This is a genomic window from Nocardiopsis sp. L17-MgMaSL7 (assembly GCF_003182025.1).
Classification (GTDB): Bacteria; Actinomycetota; Actinomycetes; order Streptosporangiales; family Streptosporangiaceae; genus Nocardiopsis; species Nocardiopsis prasina.
Window position 1 is genome coordinate 300,241 of the sequence record NZ_QGTF01000003.1, and the last position, 12,116, is coordinate 312,356.

The 12,116-nt window shown below is 73.5% G+C and carries 12 protein-coding genes; 4 read left to right on the plus strand and 8 right to left on the minus strand.

Features of this window, described 5'->3' with window-relative positions; genetic code table 11:
- Window positions 1-55: 55 nt before the first annotated feature.
- Window positions 56-178: a hypothetical protein gene (locus tag BDW27_RS27995; protein WP_017543538.1), complete on the minus strand. Its 123-nt coding sequence runs from the start codon at window positions 176-178 to the stop codon at window positions 56-58.
- Window positions 175-1,413 (minus strand): MmgE/PrpD family protein, encoded by a 1,239-nt coding sequence (locus BDW27_RS06665; RefSeq protein ID WP_110048630.1) that lies wholly within the window; start codon window positions 1,411-1,413, stop codon window positions 175-177. The genes BDW27_RS27995 and BDW27_RS06665 overlap by 4 nt, the downstream gene beginning before the upstream one ends.
- Window positions 1,414-1,569: 156 nt before the next feature.
- Here BDW27_RS06665 and BDW27_RS06670 point away from each other — a divergent pair, with 156 nt between their 5' ends.
- Complete coding sequence (locus BDW27_RS06670; RefSeq protein ID WP_017543540.1) at window positions 1,570-1,794, plus strand: hypothetical protein; 225 nt, start codon at window positions 1,570-1,572, stop codon at window positions 1,792-1,794.
- A gap of 83 nt (window positions 1,795-1,877) precedes the next feature.
- On the opposite strand, the gene BDW27_RS06675 is transcribed toward BDW27_RS06670, so the two are convergent.
- The 5 genes from BDW27_RS06675 to BDW27_RS06695 form a co-directional block, all read right to left on the minus strand.
- A complete protein-coding gene (locus BDW27_RS06675; RefSeq protein ID WP_110048631.1) occupies window positions 1,878-2,654 on the minus strand; it encodes an MBL fold metallo-hydrolase in 777 nt (258 codons plus the stop codon).
- Window positions 2,655-2,714: 60 nt separating this feature from the next.
- Entirely contained in the window at window positions 2,715-3,815 is a 1,101-nt protein-coding gene (locus tag BDW27_RS06680) for an ABC transporter ATP-binding protein (RefSeq protein ID WP_110048632.1), read from the minus strand.
- Window positions 3,812-4,573 carry an ABC transporter permease gene (locus BDW27_RS06685; protein WP_110048633.1) on the minus strand — a complete coding sequence of 254 codons (762 nt, stop codon included), beginning with the start codon at window positions 4,571-4,573 and terminating at the stop codon, window positions 3,812-3,814. Before BDW27_RS06685 ends, BDW27_RS06680 begins: the two co-directional genes overlap by 4 nt.
- Window positions 4,570-5,361 (minus strand): ABC transporter permease subunit, encoded by a 792-nt coding sequence (locus BDW27_RS06690; RefSeq protein WP_110048814.1) that lies wholly within the window; start codon window positions 5,359-5,361, stop codon window positions 4,570-4,572. Before BDW27_RS06690 ends, BDW27_RS06685 begins: the two co-directional genes overlap by 4 nt.
- Window positions 5,362-5,477: 116 nt before the next feature.
- Window positions 5,478-6,521, minus strand: a complete 1,044-nt coding sequence (locus BDW27_RS06695; RefSeq protein ID WP_017543545.1) for an extracellular solute-binding protein — start codon at window positions 6,519-6,521, stop codon at window positions 5,478-5,480.
- A gap of 317 nt (window positions 6,522-6,838) precedes the next feature.
- Here BDW27_RS06695 and BDW27_RS06700 point away from each other — a divergent pair, with 317 nt between their 5' ends.
- Both BDW27_RS06700 and BDW27_RS06705 read left to right on the plus strand, forming a co-directional pair.
- Window positions 6,839-7,882, plus strand: coding sequence for a LacI family DNA-binding transcriptional regulator (locus tag BDW27_RS06700; protein WP_110048634.1), 1,044 nt, complete (start codon window positions 6,839-6,841; stop codon window positions 7,880-7,882).
- A 248-nt stretch (window positions 7,883-8,130) separates the two neighbouring features.
- Entirely contained in the window at window positions 8,131-9,744 is a 1,614-nt protein-coding gene (locus BDW27_RS06705) for a BCCT family transporter (RefSeq protein ID WP_110048815.1), read from the plus strand.
- Here the strand turns inward: BDW27_RS06705 and BDW27_RS06710 are convergent.
- Window positions 9,741-10,709 (minus strand): DMT family transporter, encoded by a 969-nt coding sequence (locus tag BDW27_RS06710; protein WP_051061264.1) that lies wholly within the window; start codon window positions 10,707-10,709, stop codon window positions 9,741-9,743. The two genes, BDW27_RS06705 and BDW27_RS06710, sit on opposite strands and share 4 nt — an antisense overlap.
- Here BDW27_RS06710 and BDW27_RS06715 point away from each other — a divergent pair.
- Window positions 10,708-12,114, plus strand: a complete 1,407-nt coding sequence (locus BDW27_RS06715) for a PLP-dependent aminotransferase family protein (RefSeq protein WP_110048635.1) — start codon at window positions 10,708-10,710, stop codon at window positions 12,112-12,114. The genes BDW27_RS06710 and BDW27_RS06715 overlap by 2 nt on opposite strands.
- The last annotated feature ends 2 nt before the right edge of the window (window positions 12,115-12,116 follow it).

The following is a 12,116-nucleotide window of genomic DNA, read 5'->3' on the forward strand; positions in this document are numbered from 1 at the left end:
CGGGGACAACGCGGGTCCGGGGGTATCGGACCTCCCTGCTCGACCCGGGGGTGTTTCACAGTCGGCGGACGACCACGTCGCGCTGGATCTCGTCACCCGACTGGTCGGCGGCGAAGAACGCGGTGACGGCCCGTTTCGGGCCGATGACAGTGACACCGTCGAGCGGTCGGCGGCTCACCCGTCCCCCTCGGTGTTCGGGGTGTCCCCCCGCGGGTCGTCCCCGAGGGCTCCGGGAAACTGGGAGCGCAGCAGGTCCGGGGCGTTCGACCAGGTGGTCCTGTCCACGTGCTCCGGGACGTCGGCCCCGCAGTCGGCGAACTTCGCGGCGAGTTCGGTGTCGGTCGCCGGTCGCCGGGGAGCTCCTGCTGGCAGGTCCAGGATGGTGTCGAGCACGGCGCCGTCCCGGGTGCGGACCCGGACCGTGGTGGACCCGTCGAGGAGACCGTGGCCGCCGGGGGTGGCCCGGACGCGCACCGCCGCGACCAGGCGCCGGGCCTCGGGGCGCAGGGCGGCCCGATCCGTGAAGCCGGCGAATCCCGGGTGGCCGTCCAGGACGGCGGCGGCGACCGCGTACTCCAGGCTGAACTTGGCTTGGAGCCCGGTGTCGGGCCTGTGGTGGATGAGCGGGTGCAGGGTCGCCTCCGGGGCCTCGACCTCGATCCGCTCGACGGCGGAGTGGTCGATCGGCCCCAGCGAGCGGACCGCCTCGATGGGCCGCTGCATGGCGTAGCAGCAGGGATGGACCTTGGTGGCCAGGCCGTCGGGGACGGCGTCGCCACCGGTGTCGAGGGCCGCGGGGTCGCCCCCCATGATGGCGAACCACTGGTCGAGCGCGGTCGGGTCGGCGTCGGCTCCGGCCGCGGCCAGGCGGGCGGCGCGGACACCGGCGTGTGCGGCGAAGCCGACCTGGAGGGACTTGGCGTCGGTGCCGAACGCGCGCTGGACTCCCCCCGCGGCCGGGACCGCCAGGGCCATGGCGGTGGCGACGCGGTCGGCTGGCAGCCCGAGGGCCAGGGCCGCCCCCGCCGCCGCGGCCGGCGCCCCCGCCGTGCAGGTGGCGTGCCAGCCGTCCGTGTAGTGCCGCCACCCCAGGGCCGTTCCCAGTCGTGCCATGACCCCGGCCGCGGCCAGGTAGTCGCGTTCGCCTCCCCCCGTAGCGAGTACGGCGGGAACGCACACCACGCTGATGTGGGTGGTCGAGGGCAGGTGCAGGTCGTCGAAGTCCAGTACGTGACCGATCGCGGCCCAACGGGCCTCTTCGGGGAGGCCACGGGTCAGCGGGACCAGGGGGTGGTCCCGTGCGGCCAGGGTGACGGCGAGCGTGTCGCGGAGCGAACGACGCGCCAGAGCGCGATCGTCCTCGCTGGGGTCCAGGGCGTGGGCCCAGTCGGCGAGTGTTCGGGCGACGGCCATGGGCGGGGCTCCCTACGGAGGGAGGGTCGGCAACCCTCCGGCTGATTTGTACGGCCATTTTTGGCTCGCGGATTCGCCTTGTCAATGGATCCAGAGCCATTTCCCACCAGGATGCCCCTGACAAGGCGCCCGAAGGCGGGGAACAAGGGCACTTAAATGGCCGTACATATCGAGACGCGAGATGCGGGCGGAGGTCGACGTCAGGGGCGTCCGTTCGCCGCGCTGGCCGGGGTCGACCGGGCCCGCGAGGAGCTGGGACCGACGGGGACCGGTGGGCCGCCGGGGCGCACCGACGAGGTGGCGGCGGCCGTGCGCCACCTCGACGGTGCGGACGCCGCCTTCGTCACCGGACCGAGGCTGGGCGGCGTCCACATGCCGTGACCCCGGGGCCGGAGCGCGCCGAGGCACGCCCCTGACCGCGGTCCCACCCGTACCGGGAGACCGCCGCCGGGGGCGTCCTCAGTTCAGAACCGACTGCCCGGGACGGCGACGCTGACGCTGCCTCCGAAGGCACCCTCCGCGTGACGGCGGCCCTCGTCCCAGTCGGCGGGGCTGGCGAAGTGGGTGAGCACCAGGTGGCGCGCCCGCGCCTCGGCGGCCAGCTCCCCCGCCATCCGCGCCGTGAGGTGGCCGTGGCCGTGCAGGGACCGCTCGTCCGCCTCCAGGTAGGTGGCCTCGCACACGAACAGGTCGGCCTCGCGGGCGGCCTCCGCGACCGGGGCGCAGTAGCCCGTGTCGGAGGAGAACGCGACGACCCGCCCGTCCGGGGACTCGAAGCGCAGCGCCGCGGACGGCACGCTGTGGTGCGCTGCGTAGGAACGGAACGCGACCCCGTCCACCTCGTGCACGGTCCGGCCGTCCCGGGGCATGGCGGTGATGTCGAAGGACTGGGTGATGGGCTGGTTCATGGTCGGCAGGGTGGGGATGCCGAAGACCGCGTCGAAGGCCGCCACGCGCTCGGCCTCGCCCTCGGGGAGGAAGAGCGGGACGCGCGGCAGCACCTCGGGGAAGGTCCACCGGTAGGCCCAGGCCATGAGGTCCAGGCTGTGGTCGGCGTGCATGTGGGTCACGACGATCCCGCGCAGCTGCTCCAGTTCGTACCGGGAGCAGTAGGCCAGCAGCGACCCTGGCCCGGCGTCCACCAGCACCAGACCGGTCTCCGTGTGGAGCAGGTAGCAGGAGGCGGGCCCCTCCTTGGTGGGCGCGGTCGCGTTCGATCCGAGGATCTCCAGTTCCAGCATGCGTGTTCCTCTCGTGACTGTGGTCGGGGGCGAACCGGGAGTGGGGCGCGGGCGGTCGGTTCAGGGGCGTAGCAGGGTGGCCCGCCCCGGGACCACCGCCAGCGGCACCGAGCGCCCGATCCGCGCGTCGGGCGGCACCCGCACCCCCAGGAGGTGTTCCCCCGCCCGAACGGTGAGGTGTACGCCGTCGCCGGTGAACTCCGAGTGGGTCACCTCCGCGACCAGCGCCGACTCGTCCTCCTCGTCCGTGACGGTGAGGCTGTCGTGGCGCAGCAGCAGCCGGACGGCGCCGTGCGCGGTGGGCCGTACGGTGAGGTCCGCGACCGGGAGCCGCCAGCGCCCGTCCAGGGCCACGGCGTGGCCGTCGTCGAGTTCGGCGTCGAGCAGGACGGCGCTGGCCAGGAAGTCGGCGACGAAGGCGTCCACCGGGTCGTCCCAGAGCTTCTGGGGAGTGTCGAACTGGACCAGCCTCCCGTCACGGAGCAGGGCGATCCGCGATCCCAGCGCCAGTGCCTCGCGCTGGTCGTGGGTGACGATGAGGGTGGCGCACTCGGTCGCGGCCAGCATGGCGGCGAGTTCCCGGCGCAGTCCGCCGCGCAGCTGCGGGTCCAGCGCGGCCAGGGGCTCGTCCAACAGCAGGGCGTCCGGCTGGATCGCGAGAGCCCGGGCCAGGGCGACCCGTTGGCGCTGCCCGCCGGAGAGCTGGTCGGGGCGGCGTTCGGCGAGGTCGGTGAGGTGGGTCAGCTCCAGCATCTCCCGCACCAGCCGCTCGCGGCGGGCCGCCGCCGTGCCCCGGGCTCGCAGTCCGTAGCCGATGTTGGCGGCCACGCTCATGTGCGAGAAGACCGCGTAGTTCTGCGGGACCAGGCCGATGTTGCGCCTGGCGGGGCCCAGGCCGGTGACGTCCCGCCCGGCCAGGGTGAGGGCTCCCTCCGAGACCGGGACCAGCCCGGCCACGGCGCGCAGCGTGGTGCTCTTGCCGCAGCCGGAGGGGCCGATGACGGCGACCGTCTCGGCCGGGGCCACGTCCAGGGACACGCGCTCCACGGCGGTGGTGGAGCCGTAGCGCACGGTGAGGTCGTCCACGGTCAGCCCGGACGTGCGCGCGCCGGCTGACGCGGGACGGGGCGTGGTGTCGGGTGCGGTGGCTTGGGTGCTCACGGGGTTCTCCTCGGGGCCCGGCGCCGGGCCAGGACGATGGCGGTCAGCACCGGAGCGACGAAGGCGACGAAGATCATCGACTGCGCCGAGGCGAGTTCGAGGCGCTGGGTGGAGTAGGAGTCGAACAGGGCGAAGGGCGCGGTGGGTGTGGCTGGCGGGTTGACGAAGAAGCTGACGTTGAACTCACCGAAGGACAGGGCGAACACCATGGTCACCGCCTGGGTGACGGCGACCAGGCAGGCCGGGACGGTGATGGTGCGCAGGACGCGGACCGGTCCGGCGCCGAGGCTGCGCGCGACGCCCTCGTTGGTGCGCAGCTCGTCGTCGGCCAGGGCGGGCACCAGGGCCGCCAGCGTGAACGGCAGGGTGAAGACGAGGTGGCCCAGGACCAGCAGCAGTCCGCTGGGGCGCAGCATCGGGTAGGTGCCCACGAGTGCCACGCTCAGCGCGATTCCGGGCACGGCCAAGGGCACGTTCACCAGGTAGCCGGTGAGGCGGGTGAGCACGGAGGGGTGGCGGGCCACCCACCAGGCGAGCGGTCCGCCGACGGCCAGGTTCAGCGCCACGACCAGGGCGGCCACGGCCAGGCTGCGGCCGATCACCGGGGCCAGCGGCGGCCAGGCGTGGGCGAACCAGTCCAGTGTGGGCCCGCCGCCCCAGGGGCCCTGGGTGAAGTCGACGCTGGTGGCGGCGATGAGGGTGGCCAGGAGCGGGATGGCCACGAACGCACAGGTCAGTCGGGTGACGAGCCGGGTCATGAGGCCACCGCCCGGCGGACGACTCGGGCCAGGACCCGGCCGAGGACCAGCGCCAGCACGGCCGTCGCGGCGAGGATCACCGCGAGGGTCGACGAGGCGGCGAGCCGGTAGCCGGTGGTGAGTTCGTTGGCGACGTTGAGCGGCAGGAGCCGCACCCCCTCGGACAGGGTGGCGACGGTGCCGTACCCGCCCAGGGCGACCGCGATCGCGGTGCCGCTGGTCTCGATGGCGGCGGGCAGCAGCAGGGGCAGGGTCACGGTGAGGAACACGCGCGGACGGGAGGCGCCCAGGGTGCGGGCGCTCTCGGGCAGGGAGGGGTCCAGGGTGGCGGCGGCGCCGCGCAGCGGGCCGAGCACGCGGGGCAGGGAGAAGTACAGGTAGGCGATGAGCAGTCCGGGGAAGGTGTAGGCCAGGCCGGAGAAGCCGTCCCACGCCAGACCCAGCAGTCCGGTCCGTCCGGTGAGGACGATCGCGAAAAACCCGATGATGATCCCGGGCAGGGCGATGGGCAGGGTGAGCAGGGCGTCGGTGGTGGCGCCGCCCCGGCCCGCGCGGTCGTCCTCCGCCTGGCGCAGCACCACGGGCACGGCGACGCAGAGCGTGAACAGGACCGAGCCCACGGCGATGTACAGCGAGTTGAGGAGCGCGTCGCGGACGGCGGCCGAACCGAACGCCCGGGCGTAGTGCTCCAGCGTGGGTCCTCCGTCGGCCGGGGGCTGCCCCAGACCGAGGGAGTTGGCGACCATGACGACGACGGGATAGGCGCTGAACAGGCCGATGACGACCAGGGCGGGGAGCGCGGCGAGCCAGGCCGGTGGCGTCGGCCCGCGTCGGCGGACGACGGGGGCGGCGCCCCCTCCGGTGGCGGGTTCCGTGCGGCTCCCGGCGGTGGTGCTGGAGGGCACTAGAAGCCGACCTCGTCCTGGTAGAGCTCGATGAACTCCTGCTGGCGCAGGCCCTGCTCGACGTAGTCGATCGTGGCGGCCCGCTCGTAGTCCTCGGGCGGCAGCACCTTGTCCGCGAGTTCGTCGGGCATCTCGCCGGTCACCGGGCGCATGTACCCGGCGGCGAAGAGGGCCTGGCCCTGCTCGGAGAAGTAGAAGTCGAGGAGCTTCCTGCCGTTGTCCTCGTTGGGGGCGCCTTCGACCAGGCCGACGATGTAGGGGATCTGGAGCGATCCCTCCTCGGGGATGACCACGGAGACGTTGGCGCCCTCGTCGCGGAGCTTGTAGCCGTTGAAGTCGGTGTCGATGAGGATGGGGATCTCGCCCTGGGCGACCTTGGCGGTGGCGGTCTGGGCGGAGGTGGCGGCCCCGTTGTCCCTGAGGGCGTTGAGGTAGTCCAGGCCCGGCCCCCAGTCGTCGAAGTCGCCCCCGAGGGCGACGTTGACGGCGGTGGCGGCGGAGTAGCCCACGGCGGCCTGGGTGGGGTCGAGGTAGCCGACCTTGCCCTCGTAGGCCGGGTCGAGCAGGTCGTCCCAGCTCCGGGGCACCGGGGCGCCGTCGAGGTGGTCCTCGTTGACGATGAGGGCGATGGTGCCGGTGTGCACGCTGGTCCAGGCGCCGTCGGGGTCGCGGAGTTCGTCGGGGACCTGCTCGGCGCCCTCGGGCACGTACTCCTGGAGGACCCCGGCCTCCACCAGCTGTTCACCGAAGGCGATGCCGGTGTAGGCGACGTCGGCGACGGGTGAACCCCTCTCGGCCTGGAGCGCGGCCAGGGCCTGCCCCGAGTTCTTGGGGTCGTTCGGGGCGTTGATTCCCGTCTCCTCCGTGAAGGCGCGCAGGACCTCGCCGTAGTTGCCCCACTCGGAGGGCGAGTTGTAGGTGATGACGACGTCGCCGTCGCCCGAGGCCGATCCCGCGGGGGCGTCGACGTTGCCGCACGAGGTCAGGGCCAGGACGGAGAGGGTCACGACGGCGCCGGTGATCGCCGTGCGTCGGTGGGACATGAGGGCTCCGAGGGTGATCAGCAGGCGGCCCGGTCGTCGGGCCGAGGGCGGGTGGGGGGTGCTTCGTGATGAAACGATTCACCATGGGGGTGACCTGCACTGTCGTGATCGGTGTCCGGCGGGCCAACACCCTGGGAACCCTCGGCCAACCCCGCCACCCGGCCCCGCCCCGGCCCTCCGCCGAAGACCCGGTGGCAGGGCGGGCACGAGCCCCGCTCGACCGCCGATTCTGAGCCCCCACCCGCCCGGGACCGCCGTGGCACACCCGCCGCCGCCCCGGCATCATGGCCGTAGACCCGCCTTCGGAAGGACCGCCCATGCCCGCCTCTCGCAAGCGCGTGACCCTGCGCGACGTCGCCACCCGAGCCGGGGTCTCGGTCGCCCAGGCCAGCTTCGCGCTCAACGGCCAGGGTCGGGTGGCCACAGCGACCGTGGAGCGGGTCCGCCGGGCCGCCGCCGACCTCGACTACCAGGTGGACGGTCGGGCGCGGGCGCTGCGCACCGGCCAGAGGTCGGCCTACGGGGTGGTCATCCGCAACATGCGCAACCCCTTCTTCCTGGACGTGCTGCGCGGCATGGAGGTGCGGGCGCACCGGGAGGGCGCGTTCCTGCTCATCCTCAGCTCCGACTACGACGTGGACCGTGAGGCCGCCGCGCTGCGCAGGCTCGCCGCCGAGGGGGTCGGCGGGGTCGCGATCAGCCCGGTCGGCCGGCACGGGCCACTGACCGCCTGGCTCTCCCGCCACCCCGACGTCCCCGTGGTGGCCTTCAACCGCACGCCCGAACCCCCGATCCCGGGTGGGCCACGACTGTCCACGGTGGGCCCCGACGACGGGGCCGCGGTCGCCCTGGCACTGGGGCACCTGCGCGCACGGGGTCACCGCGGGGCCACGCTGGTCGTGGCCCCCGAGGGGCTGGCCGCCGACTGGGGGCGCGAGGAGGAGTTCGTCCGCCGCTGTGAGGAGTGGGGCCTGACGGGAACCGTGGTGCGCTGTCCCCTGGACCACGACAGCGTCGCCCGCATGGTCGTGGGGCGGCTGGGCGTCGGCGCCCGTGGGGGCGACGGGGCGGGCGGACACGAGGCCTTCGTGGTCAACTCCGACTACCTGGGCACGGCCGTGTACGCCGCCGCCCGTTCCCTGGGGATGCGGGTCGGTCGGGACGTGAGCGTGGTCGGGCACGACGACCTGGCCACCTCCGGGCTGCTCGACCCGGGGCTGACCACCGTGGGACTGGACCGCGAGCTGCTGGGCGACCACGCCATGCGCCTGCTGGTCTCCCCGGACGAGGGCCCCGAAGGGCGCGGCGTCCGGCTTCCCGTGCACCTGGTGGAACGGGACTCGGTGGCCCTCCTCGACTGAGGCGGCCGCTGTCGCCCCCGAGTCGGGGATGCGACGGTGGCGGCCGGTACGACGGATCGCCCCGTACGCGGGGGTTCTCGGCATCTCCCCCGTACGGAGGCACCGGCGCGAAAGCGTTCACGGCCACACAGCGGCGTGGCACGACGCACCCTCTCATCTCCGCTCCAACCTGGACGAACGCACGTAGACTCGGCCGGTCTGCCGGGGCTTCCGGTGGATGATTCCAATCGATGGGCATCCTCTACTCCATGTCTTCCACCCCGAGCACACGTGTGCCCGAAACCGGCCGACGACCGGATCCCTGGGTCGTCGGAGTCTCCGGCGGCCTGCTGATCGCCTTCGTCCTGGCGGCGCTCGTGTCCCCCTCCGGTGTCAGCGCCGCCGTGGACGCCGCGTTCGCGTGGTCGGCGCGCTGGTTCGGCGCCTACTGGCAGGTCCTGCTCCTGGCCACCGTGGTCGTCGCCACGATCCTGGCCTTCTCCCGCTACGGGCGGGTGCGTATGGGCGGGACCGACGCCCCCGGGTTCACCTGGTTCCGGTGGGTCGCCATGGTCCTGACCACCCTGCTGGCCGCGGGAGGCGTCTTCTGGGCCGCCGCCGAGCCCCTGGCCCACTACGTCGACCCGCCGCCGCAGTACGCGCACATGTCGGGCGGCATGGAGGGCGCCTCGGTCGCCCTCGCGCAGACCTTCGTCCACTGGGGCTTCCCGGCCTGGGCGATCGGTGGTTCGCTGGCCACGCTGGTGATGATGCGCGGTGTGGAGAAGGGCATGCCCCTGCGGCCCCGCACGCTGCTGTGGCCGCTCATGGGTGAGCGCGTCCGCACCCACTGGATCGGCGCCGTCGCCGACATCAGCTGCGTGGTCGCGGTGGTCGCCGGAACGGTCGGCCCGATCGGTTTCCTCGGTCTCCAGATGTCCTACATCGGCGGCGAGATGTTCGGGGTGGGCTCCGGGTTCGGCACCCAGGTGGCGATCATCCTGGGCCTCACGGTCGTGGCGACCATCTCGGTGCTCAGCGGGCTCGACCGGGGCATCCAGCTGCTCAGCCGGATCAACGTCTGGGCCGCGCTGGTGCTGATCGTGTGCGTCGTGGGATTGTCCTCACTGCCCTTCGTCGTCGACCTGTTCCTCCAGGCCAGCGCCGTGCACGTGCGTGAGTTCGTGCCCATGGCCCTGTTCCGGGGCGACACGGAGTGGCTCGGCTACTGGACCGTCTTCTTCTTCGGCTGGTTCATCGGCTACGGCCCGATCATGGCCATCTTCATCGCTCGCATCTCGAAGGGCCGCACGGTCCGACAGATCTACGTGGGCGCCACCGTGCTGCCCGCCGTCGTCACCTCCGTGTGGTTCACCGCGCTGGGCGGCAGCGGACTGTGGCTCGAACAGCGCGACCCGGGGGCCGTCTCCGGCCCGTACGAGGAGCACGGCCTGCCCGCCGCGGCACTGGCGATCGTTCAGGCCCTGCCGCTGAGCGCGGTGCTGGCGCTGATCATGGTGGTCGTCACGCTCATCTTCTTCGCCGCCACGCTCGACGCCATGTCGTACTCGATCTCCTCCGCCAGCATGCACTCGGGCGAGCCCTTCCCGTGGGTGCGGGCGTTCTGGTGCCTCGGCATGGGCGCCGCCGCCATCGTGCTGCTCACCGTGGGCGACAACGGTGTACAGGCGCTCCAGTCGTTCATCGTGGTGACCGCCGTACCGGTGGGACTGATCCTGCTGCCCACCCTGTGGAGCGCGCCGCGCCTGGTCCGCGAGATGGCGGTGGAGCAGGGGATCGTCCCCGCCCCCGCTCCCCGCACGGCGGGCGAGGACGAGGGTTCCGAAACCGACGCCGAGGCCGAGCGGGTGACCACCGGCTAGGTCCCGCCTCCCCGCACGACGGGGCCGCGCCCGACCACCGTCGACCGTCCGAGCCTGGACCGGACGGCGACGGTGGCGCACAGGACCACCGCGGCCCCGCCGAGGACCGTGGGCCAGGTCAGGTGCTCACCCAGCAGCAGGGCGGCCCATCCGAGGGTCATCACCGGCTGGGTGAGCTGGATCTGGCTCACCCGGGTCATCGGGCCGATCGCCAGGCCCCGGTACCAGGCGAAGAAGCCCAGGTACATGCTGACCACCGCCAGGTAGGCGAACGAGGCCCACTCTGCCGGGGTCCCGCTCGGCGGCTGCTGGGCCACCGCGACCCCGCACAGGGCGATCATGAGCGGGGCGGAGAGCACCAGGGCCCAGGAGACGGTCTGCCACGCGCCGAGCTCACGGGCGAGGAGACCGCCCTCCGCGTAGCCGATCGCGGCCGCGACGACCGCACCGAACAGCAGCAGGTCGGACCAGACCAGGCCGGAACCGGCCCCCGCTCCCTGGAGGCTCGCGAAGCCCACAGCAGCGGCCGCGCCCACCGCCGCCATGGCCCAGAACACCGCCGGGGGCCGTTCGTGACCGCGCAGCACCGCCGTCACGGCGGTCGCGGCGGGCAGCAGGGCGATGACGACCGCCCCGTGACTGGCCGACGCGGTGGTGAGGGCGAACGAGGTCAGTAGCGGAAACCCGGCCACCACTCCCCCGCCGACCAGTGCCAGACGGAACCACTGGCCGCCCCGGGGAAGACGCTGCCGGGTGAGCGCGAGCGCCGCGGCGGCCAGCAGGGCGGCGGCCACCCCGCGCCCTGAGCCGACGAACAGGGGTGACATGGTTCCACCCGCCACCGCGACGCGGGTGAACGGGACGGTCAGGGAGAAGGCCGCGACCCCCAGAAGTCCCCACCAGAGTCCGGTTCGAGTGGATAGCACCCCGGGCTGATCATGAGTAGCGCTACTATTGATCCTCATGTCCAACGATAGCAGTGCGCGAATCATCGAGGGGCTGCGCGCGTGGATCGCCGGCGCGCCGCCCGGAGCCAGGCTGCCCTCCACCCGGGCCCTGGTGGCCGAGTACGCCGCGAGTCCGGTCACGGTGCAGAAGGCCCTGCGGACACTGGCCGCGCAGGGAGTGCTGGAGAGCCGACCGGGCGTGGGCACCTTCGTACGCGCGGTCAGGGTCGCCCGGCCCCACGACTACGGGTGGCAGACCGCCGCGCTCGGCGCGCCCCGGCACCGCTCCCCCGGTCTGAACACGGCGCTGCGCACCCCGCCCAACGACGCGATCGCGCTCCACTCGGGCTACCCGGACCGGGACCTGCTCCCCGAACGACTGGTGCGCGCCGCCTTCGCGCGCGCGGCCCGCAGCGAGGCGACCGTGGCCAGGCCCCCGTCCGCCGGACTGCCGGACCTCCAGGCCTGGTTCGCCGCCGGGCTGGCCGCGCACACCCCCGTGGGTGTCACGCCACCCGCGCCCGGCGACGTGCTCGTCCTCCCTGGAAGCCAGAGCGGGCTGAGCGGCGTGTTCCGCTCCCTGGTGGGTGCCGGACGGCCCGCCCTGATCGAGTCCCCCACCTACTGGGGCGCCACCCGCGCGGCCGCGCAGGCGGGCGTGGAGGCGGTTCCGGTGCCCAGCGGAATCCGCGGACCGGACCCGGACGAACTGGACCGCGCGTTCGAGCGGACCGGCGCGCGGGTGCTGTACGCGCAGCCCAACTTCGCCAACCCCACCGGAGCGCGCTGGTCCACCGACCTGGGCGACCGGGTGCTGGAGATCGTGCGTCGCCACGGCGCGTTCCTGGTGGAGGACGACTGGGCGCACGACTTCGGGATCGACGCGCGGCCGACCCCTCTGGCGGCGCGCGACGACGGCGGGCACGTGGTGTACCTGCGCTCACTCACCAAGAGCGTGTCCCCGTCCGTGCGCGTGGCCGGGCTGGTCGCCCGGGGCCCGGCACGGGAACGCGTCCTCGCGGACGCGCAGTCCGAGGCCATGTACGTCAGCGGGGTGTTGCAGGCCGTGGCGTTGGACGTCGTCACCCAGCCCGCCTGGCGCACCCACCTGCGGGGGCTGCGCCAGCAGCTGGCCGCCCGCCGCGACCTCCTGGTCGAGGCGCTGCGCGAGCACGCGCCCACCACGTACCTGGAGGCGGTCCCCCAGGGCGGGCTCAACCTGTGGCTGCGGCTGCCGGACGCCACCGACCTGCCCCGCGTCGTCCGCGAGTGCGAGGAGGCGGGGGTCGTCGTCGCCCCGGGCGGCGAGTGGTTCCCCGCCGAACCCACCGGCCCCTACCTCCGGCTCAACTACGCGGGCCCGCGCCCGGGGGCCTTCCCCGAGGGGGCTCGCGTGCTGGGTCGCGCCCTGGCGCGCGGCTGAGG

Bases quoted from the DNA above. Each gene is read 5' to 3' on its own strand.
- BDW27_RS06665 (WP_110048630.1), bottom strand. From the start codon at position 1,413: ATGGCCGTCGCCCGAACACTCGCCGACTGGGCCCACGCCCTGGACCCC.
- BDW27_RS06670 (WP_017543540.1), top strand. From the start codon at position 1,570: ATGGCCGTACATATCGAGACGCGAGATGCGGGCGGAGGTCGACGTCAG.
- BDW27_RS06675 (WP_110048631.1), bottom strand. From the start codon at position 2,654: ATGCTGGAACTGGAGATCCTCGGATCGAACGCGACCGCGCCCACCAAG.
- BDW27_RS06685 (WP_110048633.1), bottom strand. From the start codon at position 4,573: ATGACCCGGCTCGTCACCCGACTGACCTGTGCGTTCGTGGCCATCCCG.
- BDW27_RS06695 (WP_017543545.1), bottom strand. From the start codon at position 6,521: ATGTCCCACCGACGCACGGCGATCACCGGCGCCGTCGTGACCCTCTCC.
- BDW27_RS06700 (WP_110048634.1), top strand. From the start codon at position 6,839: ATGCCCGCCTCTCGCAAGCGCGTGACCCTGCGCGACGTCGCCACCCGA.
- BDW27_RS06705 (WP_110048815.1), top strand. From the start codon at position 8,131: ATGTCTTCCACCCCGAGCACACGTGTGCCCGAAACCGGCCGACGACCG.
- BDW27_RS06715 (WP_110048635.1), top strand. From the start codon at position 10,708: ATGTCCAACGATAGCAGTGCGCGAATCATCGAGGGGCTGCGCGCGTGG.
- BDW27_RS06710 (WP_051061264.1), bottom strand. From the start codon at position 10,709: ATGAGGATCAATAGTAGCGCTACTCATGATCAGCCCGGGGTGCTATCC.